This is a genomic window from Pseudomonas sp. UF-293 (genome assembly GCF_058245595.1).
In genome coordinates this window covers 68,175-86,302 of record NZ_JBSICA010000012.1, presented here as the reverse complement: position 1 = coordinate 86,302, position 18,128 = coordinate 68,175, and the positions used below count along the sequence as shown (strand labels likewise).

Sequence of the window (18,128 nt, the reverse complement as noted above, 5' to 3'; positions counted from 1 at the left end):
ATAAAGACGCCCATTCGAACCGGAACCGCCAGCCCCATGGAAAAAACCAGCGACAGCAACGGCAAACAGAAAGTCCGCTCCGCCGAGGTCGGCACCGACATCCTCAAGGCACTGGCCGAGTTGTCGCCGTCGACGTCACTGTCGCGTCTGGCCGAGCACGTGCAGATGCCGGCAAGCAAGGTGCATCGCTATTTGCAGGCGTTGATTGCCTCGGGCTTTGCCGAACAGAACGCCGCCACCAACCATTACGGCCTCGGCCGTGAAGCGCTGCGCGTAGGGCTGGCTGCACTCAACAGCATGGACGTATTGAAAGTCGCCGCCCTGCCGCTGTCCGAGTTGCGCGATGAACTCAACGAAACCTGCTTCCTCGCGGTCTGGGGCAATCAGGGCGCAACCGTCGTGCACATCGAACCGGCGGTGCGCGCGGTAACGGTGGTGACGCAATTGGGTTCGGTGCTGCCACTGCTCAGCTCGTCCACCGGGCTGGTGTTCAGCGCCTACCTGCCGCACCGCGAAACCGATGAATTACGCGAGCAGGAAATCGCTGTCGCGGAGCATCCGCTCAAGGACGAAAAAGCCTATGCAGCGCTGTGCGAACAGATCCGCGAACGGGGTCTGCATCACGTGCATGGTTTGTTGATGCCGGGTGTGGATGCGCTTTCTGCGCCGGTGTTCAACGCAGTCGGGCAGATCGCTGCGGTGCTGACCATCGTTGGCCCGACCTCGCTGTTCCACGCCGATGAAAACGGCCCGGCGGCGCAGCGGTTGTTGGCTGCGACGCGGGCCGTGAGTTGGCGGATGGGCTACGAAAGCTGAGTGTTGTTCGTTGATCGAGTCGGGATGCTCGAAGATGATCAATGAACGGTTGTTTTACTTACTCCGGTATCCGTGGCTTCCATCAATGTCTGGAAGAATTCTACCAACATCTCTTTCGACTCTTTCTGGCCAGTGTAGTGCGTGACCAGTTCCGCGACCGTCCGCGCATCGTCGAACAGACTGAGGAACGATCGTTGCGCCTGGGTGATTTCCTTGACAGGTGCCCCCGCCGCTGCGGCTTTGCCCAATGTCAGCAGCCCGGTCAGCGCATCTTTTACATGGCCCAGCGCGGCGCGGTAGTCGCCACGTCGGTGCGATTGTGATGCGTCGTAGATGCTTTTCATCATTTGCACAGCCACCACAACTGTACCCACGGGAGGAACCACCAGGCTCACGATACTTGCAGCTTTCAACAAATTTTCATAAACCAGACCGGCAATTATTTCATTCAAACTGATAGTGCGTTCATCGATATCGCTGAGCACACGGTGTATACGCTCATCGTGAAAAGTGAACAGATCAGAGAGCCTCGCGCGATTTTGCGTGCGGATTACCGGTTTGATATCGACAGTGGCGACCAGGTCATCGAAATAATCTTCAACCACTTTTTGATCAACCAGCAGTATCCGCGCGCTGTAGTAGTCTCGAAACGGGCCATAGCGAAAACGAATCGAAGGAATGAACTCCGCCATCGGCCGGAAGCTGACAAGATCTGGTGCGTCAGGCGTGTAGAGCAGATCGTGGAACCCCGACAGCAGTTTCAGGCGGAATATATAAACACCCCCAACAGTGCGGTCCCCAGCAGCGGTCAATCCCAGCGAATGGATGTTGAATTTATATAATCCCTCGCCGCCTTCAAAAGTGTCATTGTCGATCGACTGATGACCGCCGCTTTCTTTCAGGCTATCAATGATGTGCTGCACCGCTGATAACGCTTCCGGAGACAACCTGCCATTGACAAAGTCGGAAAACGCATTGCAGCTCATTTCACAACGAATTTTCCGGGCATGCACAGCGCGTTTGAATGCGTAATCCGAATGAGCCTTGTCCAGATACTGCTCCTTCAACATCGCGCTATACCGATCACCGGGACGGAAGGTTTTCGACAGCGAAGAAAGGTCTCGGATATCCAGTTTGTCAACATTGGGATGTCCATTCAGCAAATAGTACTTGGGGCTGAATTTCGTTTCATAGGCCGGATGCACTGCTTCAAAAGTAGCGCCCTCAAGCAGGACGTCAGTAACGCTCTTGCGAAACTCTTCGGTCTGAACAATGATCTGGTCCGGATTGACTGAAACGATACTGCCACGCGCACGCAAGATATCTTCTATTTGTGCTTTCACTGCGTCATAAGTGAATTGCTCGAACGTCGGGAAGCCGTTGTCTCGCGCGTCAACCGTGGACAGCGCTTTGAGTTCGGTGGTCAGACGAGCGAAGCGCTTGCGGCCCTCGAAACCAAGCGCCCGATAACCCGTCGGTGCAATAGCCTTATGCAAGGCCACTTCAGCTCGGTAAGCAACATTGACGTAGTCCGCCAACGCCACCTTTGGATTCAGCTCCAGATCCACAGGGCGACTATCCAGCGCGTAGCGGTAACTGAGCTGTGTGCGAGCGTTGCCGAGCAACTGACCGGCCTTGTGCAGGTAGTCCGGATGGATTAACAGTGCCGCGTACTCGCGATCTGCGGACAGCGCCGACTCCAACCAGCGGTTCGCCGCGTGCTTATCGGCAAACTTTCGCAGCTCATACTCGCCTTCCGGCATTTTGATAAACATCAGCGACGGCAGATATCCTTCAGCCGAAATGTTCAGGACATCTTTCAACGCCGGCCCGTGGTGTTCGATCTTTATCCCTTGAATCCTTACCGCTGGGTCGTTGGCCATGGCGCGGGCGACGATATTCGCATCGGTGGAATTCAACTTCCCGGAGTGGCGAGCACAGAAAACTGCAAACTCCATTTGGCTGAACAGATAATTACGGTAAGCCTCTTGGTAATCAGCAGAAGGCATCGGTGCGAGATCGTCTGTAAATTCCAATCGAAGGTTGCGATGCGCCAGCCACCGTTCAAGCGCCTCGGCTGTCAGACGACTTCCGCTGGGCGCGCCGATGACAGTAAGGCGCGCGTCATAGCCAGAGTCATGGACACCGACAACGATAAATTCTGTCAGCGTTCGGGTTTCTTCCTGCTCAATAGTGCGACCGGCAACCACCAGGGTATACGAGCTATGCACGCTGATTGTTTCTGGATCCAGTTGTTCGCCGAGAACCCTCGCTGCCCAGCCGGCGAAGGTGCGCAACACATAATCCTTAAACGAAAAGCACGTATCGAACACACGAGAGTAATCAGCCAGGTATTGATCTTTGGAGGCCTCAAGCTCGGTATACCGTTCTTGAACTTGGCTGCCGGCATCCACCAGCCACAGCGGCCAATCGGTACGTTTCAAGGCAGCCCACAGGAGATAGAAACGCGTGTCGATACCGTAGCGCAGCACGTGCAGGCCCTGATTTTCCTGAAGCGCGGAGATAAGCGGGGTTTCAAGTTGTTGCTGGCCACTGATCAGCGACTTCACATTTTCAAGCTGGCCCTTGAGATGAGCCTCTACGCAGAAGGCGTGAGGACTTTGCATGGCTTTCATGTAGCTGATCTGATGGCTGCGCAGGGACAGCCGCTGCTGCAACTTGCTGTGCAAATCGGTATTTTTTTCGAAGTACTCAAAGCCGTTTTCCGGCGTGTGCATGAGGTAGGAGGTCGACTCGTTGACCAGCTTCATTTCTGCATCCGAACGCTCGGCGTTGTCCAGAACGAAACAAGGCTGGCGCGAGAGCAGGTAATCCTGCGACGGTTGCAGACAGACTTCGAACGCTGCGCGACCGGTGTCTGCGTCGAGCAGATGAGCAAATCGCTCACCCAGACGGGCGTCGAAATTGTTCGCCATGACCGACAGGGACAGCTCTGCACTGGTGACCGCGGCGTACGCTTGGATAAAAGCCTGCTTATTGGACAAAGGTGCACTTTGCGTGCGCATGGATTTGGCCGGCGCCGACCAGAATCCTGCGATTTCGGTTCGCAACGTTTGTTCCAGACCGGCAGTAATTGCAGCGATCAGGTCTTCGACAATGAAAGTATTCAGGGTATTGACCCTGAATTGTGCACTGAACGTATCCGGCAGAGAGAAAACACCATCACCGCCCGCTATGTAAGCAGGGCTGATATTGTTATTCAAACAATGAACTGTCACATCCCACAGAGTGCCGGAAGGACGATTTTCACTGGCAGAAAAAGCCGGATCCGTGTTGACATAGACCTTGTCGATATCGATTGTTTTGCCCAAACGGATTAATTCACGCTGCAGCATGTTACGAAGAATATCCAGCACGCTCGGCATGGCACCGACTATCTTGAAAAGATCTGATTTCGCCTGACTCGCCTTTTCCCATTCTTCAGGCCAAGTGAGCTGCTCACCAAAGGAACCACGCATCAAACTTTGATATAACTTCCTCACAACCATTCCTTACTTGACTATCCAGAGGCGCGGATGCAGCCACTGCAGATAGTTGCAAGGTAGTTTCTTTTGCAATCGACTTGAAGCGCCAACAATTTACAAAACATGCGTACGACAACGAAAAGTATTTATGCTGAAAAATAAACCAAAACATTAAACCAGTATGCCCATCAACTTTGCTTTCGCCACAGCCTGAGTTCTACGCTCTACGCCCAACTTTCCATTTATTCTTCTCGCATGAGTTTTTACCGTATGCAACGAAATATAAAGTTGTTCGGCAACTTGCTGATTTGAAGCACCTTGAGCGATCAACATCAGCACTTCTCGCTCACGGCGACTGAGGCCCTGCGCAGGATCAGCGTTCTCGCATGGCAAGCCGGGAAGCGGCTGGTCAGCTGCCGTGCCAAGATTGCCTTGGCGTAACTCCCACTCCCGCATGGCTTGTTGCAACCGGCAGCGTTCCACAAGCGTCCCGGCTCGCTGGAGAGCTCGCTGCGCCGCCGCTTTGTCGCCGTTCGATTCAGCCAGCTCGGCGAAGGCCAGCAGCAACTCCGTTTGCGCCGTCAACATGCCTCCGGCCTCGGTCTTGTTCAACAGTCGCTCAATGGTTGGCAGAGAGTTTTCATGCCGATTCAATTGCGCATGGGCGCAGGCCAGCAGGTATTCAATCCGAATAATCAGTTCGAACGTCGCGGGCGGCGCCTGCAGCGCAAAGGGCCCACGATAATGCCGTAATAGCCGGCCCAACGCTTCTTGCACCAACTGCGGTCGACCCTGCTGTAACCAGAACTGACTGCTGACCTGCAGCACGACACCGCGATAGACCGTATCGGGAATCTGCCGCTGCTGCATGACCCTTTCGGCCTCGCGCAGGCGCTCGAAAGCGCAGGCATAATCGCCGCGATTACCGGCCAGTTGCGCCTGTCCCAGGTAGCCATACAAGACCCGTTTGTCAGCACTGCGCGAGCAATCTTCAAGGCCGCGGCTGAACAGCTCCGCAGCCTGCGCTTCAAGACCCATGCACAGCGCCAGCCGTCCGCGGCGCAGGGCAATCCGGCCGAGCAGCGGCACGGGCACCGTGGCGCGCTGGCGCAGCAAGTGCTCGATGTCCACCAGCAGAGTCTCTGCACGCAGGGGCGCCCCGCGCTGCTCGAGCCATTGTGCGTGGTCAAGCTCAAGCAACCCTTCGAAAAGCAGTGAGCCGTGAGCACGCGCCAGGCACAGCGCCTCGCGGTTGAGGGCATGGGCCTGATCGAGTGCACCGCACAGTAACGCCTGCTGGGTCAGGCCCGACAGGCACATCAGACGCGCCTGCCAGGCATCATCCGCCAGCGCCGCTAGCGCCTCCTGAAAGCAGGCGCGCGCCGGCTCCATCTGCCCTTGCAGATGACTGAGCCAACCCTGTTGCGCTTGCCAACGCGCCAGCAACTGCTGTTGCAGATGCGCTGTCGGCTGCGGTATGAAGCGGGCAAGATGGGCCAGGCATTCCCCGGCCTGTTCGAATCGGCCGGCGAATAACAAAGCCCCGGTGACCAGCCCGATCAGCTGCGGTGTCATCAGGGTCAGTTCCTGGCTTTGTTGCTCGTGCAAGCGCAACAGCAGGACGACGGTCTGGTCTTCGAACAAATCCTCGAAACTCAAATACTGCAGCAGGCTGACGGCGGTTTCGTATTCCTCGGCCAACAACGCTTGCTCGAACGCTGCTCGCCAATCCTGTGTCGCGCTGAACCACTGACAGGCGCGCCGGTGCCAGGAACGCGCACACGGCCAATGCGACTCCTGGATGATTCGCGACAGCGGGCGGAAGACCTGTAGCCAGTCAGCGGAGTCCTGCCATGGCTCAATAAAACAGCCCTGCACTTGCAGATCGTGCAGCAATTGCGCGCCTTCGCCGGGGCCGAACAAATGCTCGCATAACGGCGCGTTGAACCGTGGCAGGTGAGCCAGGACACGCCACGCCTCGTCCTGCTCCGGCGTCAGGTTGCTGAAGAGTTCGTGCTGCAGATAGTCGAGCAACGTGTCGACACGCTGCTGCGGCTGCGGGTTTTGCGCCCAGTCGCACTTTTGCAAAATCGCCATGCGCGCACCTGCGCACCAGCCGCCGGTACGCTGGATGATCCGAGCGGCGACTCGATCCGCCTGATCTGGCGGCAAATGGCGCAACACCGATACAACCTCATCGTGAGTCAGCGCCAGACTGGCGGGCTCGGACTCGTAAAGTTCGTCATCGAGCAACAGCCGCGGCCAGTTGCACTGCGGCCGGCGGCGAGTACTGATCCACCATGTGAGCGCCGGGCTGCTGACCGCCAGCAACCGATCCAGCAGAGCATCAACAGGCGGATTTGGCTGACGACAGTAGTCGTCGATAAACAGCGAAGTCGGCCTGGACCAATGAGCCAGCTCCGTCATCAGTTGCGTTATGTCGAGACCTTCGACCAGCCCGAGCGCCCGAGTCACACGCAGGCAAAACTCTTCGGCGCTGAGCGCTGCTCCCGCCAGCGGCAGCCAGATTGCCTCACACTCCGCACGCACCTGAAGCAGACATTCGGTCAGCAGTGCGGTTTTGCCGCTGCCAGCGGGCGCACACAACAGCTTCACCCGCGCGCTTGATGCCAGCAACGGTTCGCTCAAGCGATTGCGAGACTGATGATGCGAAGAAAGCCTGGGCAGAAATCCGGGTCGATCCAGGCACGGGGACATGGCGGTCATCGGGTGAGCCTTCTTATCGTTGTGCGCTCACCCTAGCCCTCTCCCGCGCGCTTGTTGACGAGTATTCAGCACGCTGATTGATGACCATAAAAAAGGCGACCGTGCGGGCGCCTTTTGTCCAGCGGTGTTGCAGACCCGTTACCTTACGCCCTCGGCGCGCAGGGCCGATGGTGTGTAATCGGCGGCCTTGGCTTCAAAGCCGAATTCGAAGCTGTGCTTCTCTTCGTTCTTCATGCCCAACGCAATGTAACGGCCGGCGATGATGTCGTAGAGCGCTTCCAGGGTGTAAGCCTGAGCCTGATGATCGTAGTAGTACTGCGCGTGACCTTCAGCGACGCGCCACAGTTGCCCGCGACCATCGTAGTGATCGGCCAGCGCCACTTGCCAGCTGTCCTCGTCGATGTACATGTGGCGCTTGGCGTAGATATGCCGCTCATTCGGCTTCACCGTGCCGATCACTTCCCAGACGCGGTGCAGTTCGTAACGGGTCAGGTCCTGATTGATGTGCCCGGCCTTGACGATGTCGTCGTACTTGAGCTTCGGCGAGTCGAGCTTGTAGCTGTTGTAGGGAATGTACATTTCCTTCTTGCCGACCAGTTTCCAGTCGTAGCGATCCGGCGCGCCGGAGAACATGTCGAAGTTGTCGGAAGTACGCAGCCCGTCAGCCGCGGTACCTGGACCGTCATAGGCCACTTGCGGCGCACGCCGAACGCGGCGCTGACCGGCGTTGTAGATCCACGCCAGACGCGGTTCCTTCACCTGATCGAGGGTCTCGTGCACCAGCAGCACGTTACCGGCCAGGCGCGCCGGAGCGGTCACCGATTGCTTGAAGAAGGTCAGCACGTTGGCGGCTTTTTCCGGGTCGATGTCCTTCATCAGTTGCGGCACGGCGATCTCTTCTTCGAAGCGGATCGGCGTGTAGCTGCCGTTGGTCTGCGGTGTCACCTGGGTGATGATCCGCCGCAGGTTGCCACCGTGATAGCGGGTGATGTGGTTCCACAGCACCTCGACGCCGTTCTTCGGAATCGGGAACGCGTAGTAGCGATTGCCGGTGAAATTGGCCAGGCCGTTGCCGTCGTTGATCGCGTTGACGTTCAGCGCGCTGCGCTTGGCCGACTCGTAGATTTCCGCCGGCGCGCCCACAGTGCGGTGGGTCGGGTAGACCGGGATCTTGTAGGTTTCCGGGTAGCGTTTGAACATCGCCACCTGGCCATCGGACAGCTTGCTCTTGTACTGCTCGACGTTGGCAGCAGTGATGGTGAACAACGGTTTTTCGTTGGCAAACGGGTCGGCGAGGAAGCCCTTGCTGTCCACCGCACCGGCGTTTTTCGGGATACCGCCGGTCCAGGCCGGAATCGAACCGTCCGCATTACCGGCCTTCTCGGCGCCGAGCGGAGTCAGACTGGTGCCAAGTTTGTTCGCTTCATCCGGCGACACCGCCGCCATCACGTTGGCCGCCAGCAGACTCAAGGCCAGCACGCCACATTGCAGAATCGTTTTGCGCATTGCAGTCATCCTTCTCGGGCAGATCAGAAGTTCACGCCGAAGCTCAGGGCCACGAAGTCACGGTCTTCGAGGACGTTGTAATCGCCACCGAAAAAGTCGGTGTAACTCAGGCTCGCGGTGTAGGTGTTGCGGTAGTCGGCATCGACGCCGAAGCTGATGGCTTTCGCACCTTCGTTGAACAGACCGTTGGGGCCGTAACCGGCGACGTCATGCGACCACGACAGGTTGGGCTTGAGGTTGATCCCGCCGATAACGTTGGCGTAATCGAGAATCGCCCGGGCGCGATAGCCCCACGAAGTCGAGGTGACGAAGCCGTCGGTATCGCCGCCGAAACCATATTGGCCATAGACCGAATCACGGCCGTAACGCAGCTCACTGCGTGACTCCAGACCACCGACATGCACCACCGCCGCTTCGCCGACCACGGTCAGGCGTTCGGCGCCCAGCACCTGATCAAAGAAGTGCGTGAGCGTGCTCTGGACCTGCGTGACTTCCTTGCGCCGGTAGCCTTTGTTATCAGCACCCGGCGAGGTCGCAAGTGGCGATGCGGTGCCACCGGCGATCGGATTGACCAGCGCCAGGGTCAGGTCGTTGGTGTTGACCTGTACCGGTGCGTTCGGCCGATAGCTGATCTCGCCGGTCCACGCGGTGCCGGTGGGCAGAGTGGTGGAGAAACTCGCGCCGTACAGACGAATGTCTTCCGGGTATTCGAGGTAGTACTGACCGCGCCCGAGCATCACGCTTTGCGCCAGACCTGCGCCGCTGCCAGGCGCGAGGCCGTTGGCAATGCCGACCATGCCTGGCAACGCCGCCAGTGTCGACAGCCCCGCCGTCGTGGTGCCGACCGTCGGCGTACGGCTGTGGTAGTTCATGAAGTAGAGGCCGTATTCGGTGTCTTCGCCGAGCCAGCGCAACGCCGTGCCCCACTGCCCGGAATCGCGCGCATCGCGATCGCCGCCACGGGGAATCACCACGCCTTCGCGTGTGACCTGAATGCCTTGGCCGAACGCGGTGGTCAGCGGCACCAATGGCGCCACCGCCGGACTGCCGACGGTGTAGCCGTTGTTGCAGCCGTCCGCCGCGACGTCGACGCCAAAGAAGGTGCCGCAGTTGTCGAGGACGGTCTGGTCCCACTCCAGTTGGTAAAAGCCTTCGACCGAGAGTTTGTCAGTCAGGCTCTGCGAACCAAACAGCATGTTCACCGGAATCAGGCCTTCCTTGATCTCCGCACCGGGACGGCGAAATGCCGAGACGTCGACCGGGTTGATGCTGTTGATCGAGTTGCCGATGAAAGTACTCTCACCCCAGCTCACCACCTGCTTGCCGGCCCGCACCGTGCCGGGCAAATCGGCGATGGCGTAGTTGTGATAGACGAAGGCATCGAGGATCTGCGCGCCGGAAGACTTGGCGCCCTCCTTGCGGCCGCTGTCGCTGATCTGCTTGAACTCGCGGTCTTCGTCCTTGAGTTCGAAGTCGTACCAGTATTTGCCCCGAACGAACACACCGGTATCGCCGTACTTCAGTTCAAGGTCGTGAATGCCCTTGAAGATCTTCGAGAAGGTCTCGCCCTTCTTGAAATTCAGGCGCCCGTCATCACCGGTGGACGATTGTCCGCTGCCGCCATTGACCGTGCCCACCAGCGAACTGTCGGCATCGCGCAGCCCCCAGCTCGCGCCGACCGAAAGTGACGAGTCGAAGGTGCCTTCGATTTCGCCGATGTTGAAGGCGACCGCGTGCGCCTGGGCGCAGCAACCCATAGCCACCGCAGCGGCCAGCGCCTGCGGTGTGAAGATGGCGCGCATTGTTGTTTTTGTCATGCGTCTTCCCCGGTGAGTGACAGAAGGCCCCACCCTACTGCCGGGCGGTGCGAGCGATAAGCGCACCAAGGAGGTATTTGCGATGTCGCTCGAAAGGATGAATGGCCTTGTACGACGGGACCTGGAGCGGCCCATGGACTGGCTGGATGGCGCATCATCAGCGCCATGCATGTGCACGCCACTGTTGCGCGCCCCGTAACAGTGCATGTCTGGAATCGGTATTTTTCCTACAGGCGCAAGCCCGTATTCTGAGCGCGCTCTCCCGGCACACGCCGGAAAGCGCCAAGCCCGCTACGCTGAATGCGCAGGCGATTGGTTAAAGATTTCAGATAAATCGGTGTTTTCGGTTTATCGCACCGCTGTTCACTGACGTTGATTTGTAGCTCCTTGATCCAACGTCTTACCTTGGCCGCTGCGTTTGCAGCGGCCTTTTTTATGGGCGTTCAAAAAGGCTGGATAGCGGTTCGGCAACGCTTGCGATCAGCGCGTCAGACATTTCTTCGACGCTCGGACGAATTCCCTCTGCATCGATAAAAACCAGCGAAAACCCTTTCGATATAACGCCCTGTTACTGACGGGCTTCTCGGATTTGATAACCGCCACTCTGAGGTAACTTGAAACACCTCAACCATTCGCTGGTGACACGGATGTCATCGCCACCCGTGCGCACTTTTCGAGCGAGTGAAAACGCACATTCAAAAGGACATGAATATGCCAAAGCCTCCACCGTTGGAACTGGATCCAGTACATATCAGGGAGTTCGGTCCTGATGGCTTCGAACCATTCAAAGAACGCGACATGAATTACTCCTACAGCGGCATGTTCGGCCCTGCCGGCGCCAATCCGCAGACGCGTGAATTGATGCATGAAACGCAAGTCGCCGTGGAACAGGAATTCAACGCAAGAACCGCCTCTATTCCACAAACCATTGAGGTCGAACTGGCGGCGACCAGGCTGGAAGGACCGACCAATCCTCTGCCACCTGCCGCAGCACTGGCCCGCGAAGTTGGCGTCAGGAACACCTTGATTCAACGCAAGAGCGCCGAGTTTCAACGGCAGACTGCCATCGCCAACCGCTTTTATGGCAGCGATCCACTGGGAAAAACCTTCAAGGATTACCTGAATCAGGCATCGGCCAATCGGCGCGCGCAGGGCGCAGCGGTCCGCAGCAGAGCGTTGTGGAGCGAGTCCTTTCGGGCCGCCCACGAAGCGCGGCTGCTGGGCCAGACATTGGCGCTGCTCAACCAGCAACAGGCTGGCGTACTCAATTGGCTGGCCACCGTACAAGCTCAGGATCAGGATCAGGCACAGGCGGCAGCGGCAGAGGCGCAACGCCAAGCTGCAGAACGTGCCCGCATTGCCGCGGAGCAACAGCGCCAGCGTGACATTGCCGAAGCGGTGCGCCGGGAGCAGGAAGAAATCCGCGCACGCGAACAGGCGCTTCTGGCCGCGTTGGTAGAGAAACAGCGTCGGGATGCCGAACAGGCTCGATTGGCGGCTGAGACCGCGCGCCTTAATGCCGAGGCTGAAGCTCGGGAGAAAGAGCGGCTGGCTAAGTTGAAAATCGCCCAGGCCGAGGCACGAGCCAAAGCTGAAGCAACGGCGCTGGCCCATGCGGCAGAACAGCGTCGGTTACAGCAGGACAGGAAGCATGTCTTTCCGTCCTCTGGAGCAATGGCCAGCAACGGCCCGGCCGTTTCTTTCGTTTCGACAGCCGTCCCGCTCAGCCCGGCTATCTCGGCGGGAATACTCAATGCGCTACGCACCGCAAAAGCGACCCTGACAGCGACGGGCACGGCGCTGTTCGGCAGTCCAGTACTGATGGGGTTCGCAGCGCTATTGATGCCGTCACCTCTGGGCAACAGCGAACGCTTCGCCATGAGCGTTCCACTGGCCGAGTTGTCGTCCGAGCCGGCCGAGACGCTACGTGAAATCGCGGACCGGCAGGGTAGTTTGGAGATGCAGGTCGGGCTAGGCGTCAGGCGACTCGGGGCTGGCACGCAAGTGTTCGTCGCTACGAGTGATGACTTCCATATTCGCTCAAGTGTGCTGGTCCTCAATGCCGCATACGATTTGCTCAACGACGTATACAAGGTCGCACTATCGGACTCGCCTACCGACTTGCTGACATGGACGCCGGCAATCTCGCAGGGCGACCAATCGACCGCTTTGCCAATAGTGGATACCGGTTCGCCCGCCTATTCCGGCGCCTCCGTTGTTCCGGTTGAAGGGCGGCTGGATCTGAACCCGATTCTGATTGAAGGCTGGGATCGATTCATCATCGTGTTTCCGGCTGATTCGGAGATTGAGCCGCTTTATGTGGTGTTCAGTAGTCCTTATGAAGGGGCGACCGAAGAGGGGAAGCACAGCGGGCGTAGTTTCAACCCTGACGAGATTGGAGATGAAATATCAGATTTGCAGTGGGCAACAGCCGCTGTTTCATCGGAAGGAACGGACATCGTGAAGTTACACATTTCAAAGTTTCCGCAATCAGCTGCCAATGACGTAATGCTTGATCGCCTGGAGCGAATCGCTCGTGGAGAACTCGAAGCTTCCGACACTGACAAACGTTTCTACACTCACGAGATAAGGGAGTTCGAAAGATTCAGAGCTTTAGGCTTTGGTGATACCGAGATGCCAGAGATCGGGTCACCGATCTGGAATAACGTGCATACGGCAACGTTGGAAGATTTCCAGTTGAAAGACGATCCCGCACTTCTCTACACGCCCGAAGCACTGGCTGCTGCAACGGAGCAGGAAGAACGTGATTACCAGAAATTGCTGAAGGAGATGTGGCAGTGAGCACCGTTGAGATGATCGTTAAAAATGAACCTCTGGATGACATAGTCACGGTGTTCGCGTTACTTCAGGCAACGCCACATCTGGACATGATGATCAGACGCCACAATCGAGACCTGATCGACGAGTATGGGACCCTGGAAGCATCGTACTCTCGGCTCTTCGCTGCAGGAGTTTTGCTGGAGGGAGAAAAGGGCCTTGCTATCAAAGGACCTAACTGGAAGCCGCCCAAGTTCATGACAGAAAAAAAATACATTTGAAAACTGGAGCCACCCGCCGCGAGGGCTGGTGGCTCCGTTAACTTCAAATCGAATACTTCTGCAAATTCGCCATCATTTCCTTCAATGCTTCAATATTGTCCTTCGGATGCGCCGCCCCTTCGAAATCACAAATCTGCTGCCAGTGCGCCGCCACATCCTCTGGCGAGAATCCCTCGCGCGGATCGAAGCCGGCACCGAGGCTGCGTTCCCAGCGCACCTTGCCCATCCAGCCGCCACCAACCTCGAACAGACCGGACGTTTCCTGGCATTGCTCGCTGCCCAGATACACTACCAACGGACTGACCAGTTCCGGCTTCAGTTGCTCGAATACCTGCGGCGGGATCAGACCTTCGGTCATGCGCGTGCCGCCAGTTGGGGCGATGGCGTTGACCAGAATGTTGTTCTTGCGGCCCTCGATCGCCAGCGTTCGGGTCAACCCGTACAGCCCGAGTTTGGCCATGCCGTAGTTGGACTGGCCGAAATTGCCATAAATGCCTGATGTCGATGCAGTGAAAATCACGCGACCGTAGTTTTGCTCGCGCAGATGCGGCCAGGCGGCACGGGTAACCTTGTAGGCGCCTTCAACGTGGACGCGGTAGACCAGATCCCAGTCGGCATCGTCCATCTTGTGAAAAGATTTGTCGCGCAGGATCCCGGCGTTGTTGACCACCACATCCACGCGGCCGAAAGCATCGAGAGCGTTCTGCACCAGTTTGTCGCCATCGGTGACCGAGTCATGGTTGGCTTGGGCAATACCGCCGGCCTCGCGAATTTCCGCCACCACGCGGTCGGCAGCCGAGGCGTTGGCGCCCTCGCCCTGCGTCGAGCCGCCGAGATCGTTGACCAGCACCTTCGCGCCCTGTCTGGCGAACAACAGCGCATGGGCACGCCCGAGGCCGCCACCGGCGCCGGTGACAATCACGACTTTATCTTCGAAACGCACGGGTTCATTCATCGCAGCAACTCCAGCAGGCCAAGGGTTAATGCTCCCGAGTGTCAGGCACGACGCTTTGGGTCACAACGAACACGGCTGGGGCTGAATGGTGTGCGATAAGGTAGGGGGATGGTCGAGACTGTAAAGCGCCGAGAGTGAGTGTTTCCGGCGAAATCAGGAGTACGCCACTTTGCGCGGAGGCAATACCAGACGATCACGAAACGCCAGATAGTGCTTGAGCACCTGCACCGGCGCTTCGGTTTGCGGGTAGTGGCCAATACCCGGCAACAAAACGGTGTCCGCATCAGGGATGAGTTCGCGATAACGCTCGACCATGTGTACCCCGGAAATCGGATCGACCGCGCCGTCGATGACCCGCAGAGGAATGTCGCCACGCTGCATGGCCGCCACCCAACGGTCGCGCTGCACCCGGCGTTCGGGGATGTAGGTGATCAGTTTGTGCAGGATGCGCGGGCCATGGTTGCTGTCGACCAGACTCCAGTAATCATCCAGTTCGCTTTCGCTCGGCTGGGTCTGCGGGCCGAAGATCTCCCGGAAACCTTTGACCAACGCCTCTCGGCTGAAGGCGCGGCCAAGCAGCCAGCCAATCGGGCTGAGCAGCAATTTCTGCATCAATAACGGCCGGTGGGTTTCCGGAAACAGACCGCCGTTGAGGAACACGCAACTGTCGACCTCGATGCGCTGTTCGTAGTGCCGCGCGAGCAGTTCCTGAGCGACGCTGTCGCCATAGTCGTGGGCAAGAATGTGCACCGCTTGTTCGATCTGCAGATGGGCGAGCAGCGCCTGTTGCAGATCGGCCTGTTCCAACAGGCTGTAGGTGTGGTTGCGCGGTTTTGCCGAATCGCCGAAGCCAAGCATGTCGCAGGCGATCACCTGATAACGCTGCGCCAACGGCTGCCACAGGTAGTGCCAATCCCAACTGGCAGTGGGGAAACCGTGAATCAGCAACAGCGGCTCACCCTGTCCCGCCACCCAGTAATGGATCGTCTGGCCACGAAAAACAAAGCTCCGGCTGCGCTTGCGCCAGATGCACAGGGGAATCTCGGCGAGTGGCATTAGAATTTATACCCCGGATCCTGGAGATCGAGTTTGCGCAGCAGCGCCGGCCACGCCAGCGCGCCGCCCATGCCCTGCGCGCTCTTGGTGACGCCGGCAATCATTGCCTTGGCGCCGGCGAGAATTTGCGGTTCGATGGCGATCAGTTCCGCCCCTCCAGTCTGCGCCATGACCTGGATATCGCAGGCTCGCTGGAAGGTGAACATCATCAGAAAGGTATCGGCAATGGTGCCACCACAGGTCAGCAGACCGTGGTTGTGCAGCATGAGGAAACTGTTGTCACCGAGATCGGCTTGCAGGCGCGCCTTTTCTTCATGGTTCAGTGCCACACCTTCATAGGCGTGATAGGCCAGGCTCGACAACACGAACAGTGATTGCTGACTGATCGGCAACACCCCCTGCTTTTGCGCCGACACCGCAACACCCGACGCGGTATGCGTGTGCAGCACGCAAACCACATCGTGGCGAACCTCGTGAACGGCGCTGTGGATGGTGTAGCCGGCGGGGTTGATTTCGTACGGGCTGTCCATGAGTTTGTTGCCGGCCTGATCGACCTTCACCAGGCTTGAGGCGGTGATCTCATGGAACATCAGGCCAAACGGATTGATCAGGAAATCTTCGGTGCCGGGCACCTTGGCCGAGATATGCGTGAAGATCAGATCGTCCCAACCGTGCAGCGCGACCAGGCGATAACAGGCGGCAAGATCGACACGAGTCTGCCACTCGGCAGCGCTGACCTGGTCTTTGACATTCGGCGACGATTGGACGGGGGCTACGCTCACTGTATGCACCTCTGCGTTCTTCTTGTTCTGCTCGTGTCAGCAGTCTAGTCAGGCGCAGGGCATCGCGTAGTTGCATTGGCAGCCAGCTTGATGACTGAACGAGTCAGTCAGGCAAACAGCCTGAGTCGCTCCCAACGCAACGGCGCTTGCCCAGGTGCAGCGATATCGTTGGTTGATCAGCCCTTGAGCGCTTCGATCAGTTGCGCCAGCCACGGCTCGGCATCGGTTTCCGGCGTGACGCTTTCGCTGGCGTCGATGCGCAACATTTCCTGCACCTCCTTTACACCCAATTCGGCAAACAATTCCCGCATCTGCTCGCCGCCGCCACAAAAGGTGTCGCCGTAGCTGGCATCGCCGAGGGCAATCACAGCTCCCGGCAAGCCGCGCAAGGTAGCGGGCAATTGATCGCGCAGGCTGGAATACAACGGTTGCAGGTTGTCCGGCAGCTCGCCCATGCCAGTGGTCGAAGTCACAGCGAGAAGGGCCTCGGGACCGAACGCCTGAATATCGGCCAGCGCCGCACGCGAGTTATAGAAGGTTTCAAAGCCGGCGGCTTTCAACAGGTTCTGGGCGTGGCGGGCGACTTCTTCGGCGGTGCCGTAGACTGAACCTGAGAGGATGGCGACTTTCATCAATCTGATCCTGAAACTGGAAAAAAAGAGCCGCGATAGTAACAGCCCACGCGACGAAGTTGCGATTGGCTCTCAATGGAAGCTGCTGGCCTGTAGACAGTCCGCGGCTTTCTTCTAGAATGCCTGCCACTGACACAATGGAAGGGATTCTCGGATGATCAACGCCAGTCTGCTGCAAATGGTGATCAACGCATCAAACGACGGGATCGTGGTCGCTGAAAAGGAAGGTGAGCAGGACAACATCCTTATTTACGCCAACCCCGCTTTTGAACGGCTGACCGGCTACAGCAGTGAGGAAATTCTCTACCAGGACTGTCGCTTCCTGCAGGCGGGAGACCGCGATCAGCAAAGTCTGCAGCGGATTCGCGAGACATTGCGTGAAGGCGGTTCCTGCCGGGAAATCCTGCGCAACTATCGCAAGGATGGCACGCCGTTCTGGAACGAATTGTCACTGTCGACGGTAAAAAATGCCGATGACGGGCAGACTTATTTCATCGGTGTGCAAAAAGATGTGACGGTTCAGGTCAAGGCGCAGCAGCGGGTTGCACAGCTGGAAGCGCAAGTGGCGGCGCTGCAAAGCGAGCTTGCGGCGTTGAAAGCGACGAACGGCGCAAACAAAACCGCGAACTGATGGTCATTAACTACAATCACCAATGACTTTGTAACTATTCACTTCGAGTTAGCCATGCAGCGCGACGCCCTCCTCACCCAGGACGAGCTGGATTTCATCCAGACCATGCAGCACAACCCGCAACTGAACGTGCGGGATGCGACGTCGAGTCTGCTGGTTAATGGCGGTTCGCAGATCCGTGATCTGCTGACACGTCTGGCTGCTCATGAACAAGTGACGATCCAGGCCAATTTCGAAAATCAGCAGATGACCTTTCCGCTGCATCTGGTGGAAGACGAGTTCCACGCGCTGCATCTGCGGCTCGGTGTACCGAGCATTTACGAAGACGGCCCGATGGTGCGCCCGTGGCGTCTGGTGCTGGACGAGCCAGTGGCACTGGAAAATGCCAAAGGCCAGCCCGGCACCTTGTGGGTGCACGAGGTGTCGCACAAAGGCGTATTGCTGGAAGTGCGCAACAAGACCAAGCCACCAAAACATTTCGCCCTGTGGTTCAGCCCTTCCGGTTATGAGCGGATTTCCCTGCGCGGCCATTTCGAACGGGAAACCGAGCAAGGTTTCTTCGCTTACGAACTGAGCCAGACCGATGCCGACGAAACCGAGCGCCTGCGCCAGTTCATCCTGCAGCAGCATCGCCTCACCCACCCCGCCCTGCACGCCTGAGT

At 58.2% G+C, this 18,128-nt stretch carries 13 protein-coding genes; 5 read left to right on the top strand and 8 right to left on the bottom strand.

Features of this window, described 5'->3' with window-relative positions:
- Positions 1-36 precede the first annotated feature (36 nt).
- On the top strand, positions 37-816 hold the full coding sequence (locus AC4IHP_RS15385) for an IclR family transcriptional regulator (RefSeq protein ID WP_460124105.1): 780 nt from the start codon (positions 37-39) through the stop codon (positions 814-816).
- Positions 817-854: 38 nt separating this feature from the next.
- Here AC4IHP_RS15385 and AC4IHP_RS15380 read toward each other — a convergent pair whose 3' ends face one another.
- From AC4IHP_RS15380 to AC4IHP_RS15365, 4 genes are all read right to left on the bottom strand, one after another.
- The gene (locus AC4IHP_RS15380; RefSeq protein WP_490832081.1) at positions 855-4,325 is read right to left on the bottom strand and encodes a dermonecrotic toxin domain-containing protein; all 3,471 of its coding nucleotides are present in this window, start codon (positions 4,323-4,325) and stop codon (positions 855-857) included.
- A 147-nt stretch (positions 4,326-4,472) separates the two neighbouring features.
- Entirely contained in the window at positions 4,473-7,028 is a 2,556-nt protein-coding gene (locus tag AC4IHP_RS15375; RefSeq protein ID WP_490832080.1) for a helix-turn-helix transcriptional regulator, read from the bottom strand.
- Between the two features lie 138 nt (positions 7,029-7,166).
- A complete protein-coding gene (locus tag AC4IHP_RS15370) occupies positions 7,167-8,534 on the bottom strand; it encodes a DUF1329 domain-containing protein (protein ID WP_039759308.1) in 1,368 nt (455 codons plus the stop codon).
- 23 nt (positions 8,535-8,557) lie between these two features.
- The gene (locus tag AC4IHP_RS15365) at positions 8,558-10,351 is read right to left on the bottom strand and encodes a DUF1302 domain-containing protein (protein WP_490832079.1); all 1,794 of its coding nucleotides are present in this window, start codon (positions 10,349-10,351) and stop codon (positions 8,558-8,560) included.
- A 798-nt stretch (positions 10,352-11,149) separates the two neighbouring features.
- On the opposite strand from AC4IHP_RS15365, the gene AC4IHP_RS15360 reads away from it, so the two are divergent.
- Entirely contained in the window at positions 11,150-13,153 is a 2,004-nt protein-coding gene (locus tag AC4IHP_RS15360; RefSeq protein ID WP_490832078.1) for an S-type pyocin domain-containing protein, read from the top strand.
- Complete coding sequence (locus AC4IHP_RS15355; protein ID WP_460124090.1) at positions 13,150-13,410, top strand: hypothetical protein; 261 nt, start codon at positions 13,150-13,152, stop codon at positions 13,408-13,410. Before AC4IHP_RS15360 ends, AC4IHP_RS15355 begins: the two co-directional genes overlap by 4 nt.
- A 43-nt stretch (positions 13,411-13,453) precedes the next feature.
- On the opposite strand, the gene AC4IHP_RS15350 is transcribed toward AC4IHP_RS15355, so the two are convergent.
- From AC4IHP_RS15350 to AC4IHP_RS15335, 4 genes are all read right to left on the bottom strand, one after another.
- Complete coding sequence (locus AC4IHP_RS15350; RefSeq protein WP_490832077.1) at positions 13,454-14,365, bottom strand: SDR family oxidoreductase; 912 nt, start codon at positions 14,363-14,365, stop codon at positions 13,454-13,456.
- 153 nt (positions 14,366-14,518) lie between these two features.
- Positions 14,519-15,421, bottom strand: coding sequence for an alpha/beta fold hydrolase (locus tag AC4IHP_RS15345; RefSeq protein ID WP_490832076.1), 903 nt, complete (start codon positions 15,419-15,421; stop codon positions 14,519-14,521).
- The gene (locus tag AC4IHP_RS15340; RefSeq protein ID WP_186568110.1) at positions 15,421-16,203 is read right to left on the bottom strand and encodes a class II aldolase/adducin family protein; all 783 of its coding nucleotides are present in this window, start codon (positions 16,201-16,203) and stop codon (positions 15,421-15,423) included. Before AC4IHP_RS15340 ends, AC4IHP_RS15345 begins: the two co-directional genes overlap by 1 nt.
- Before the next feature lie 176 nt (positions 16,204-16,379).
- Positions 16,380-16,835 (bottom strand): flavodoxin, encoded by a 456-nt coding sequence (locus tag AC4IHP_RS15335; protein WP_490832075.1) that lies wholly within the window; start codon positions 16,833-16,835, stop codon positions 16,380-16,382.
- A gap of 154 nt (positions 16,836-16,989) precedes the next feature.
- Here AC4IHP_RS15335 and AC4IHP_RS15330 point away from each other — a divergent pair, with 154 nt between their 5' ends.
- Together AC4IHP_RS15330 and AC4IHP_RS15325 are read left to right on the top strand one after the other, a co-directional pair.
- Positions 16,990-17,466 (top strand): PAS domain-containing protein, encoded by a 477-nt coding sequence (locus AC4IHP_RS15330; protein ID WP_490832074.1) that lies wholly within the window; start codon positions 16,990-16,992, stop codon positions 17,464-17,466.
- 54 nt (positions 17,467-17,520) lie between these two features.
- The gene (locus tag AC4IHP_RS15325) at positions 17,521-18,126 is read left to right on the top strand and encodes a hypothetical protein (protein WP_460124072.1); all 606 of its coding nucleotides are present in this window, start codon (positions 17,521-17,523) and stop codon (positions 18,124-18,126) included.
- The last annotated feature ends 2 nt before the right edge of the window (positions 18,127-18,128 follow it).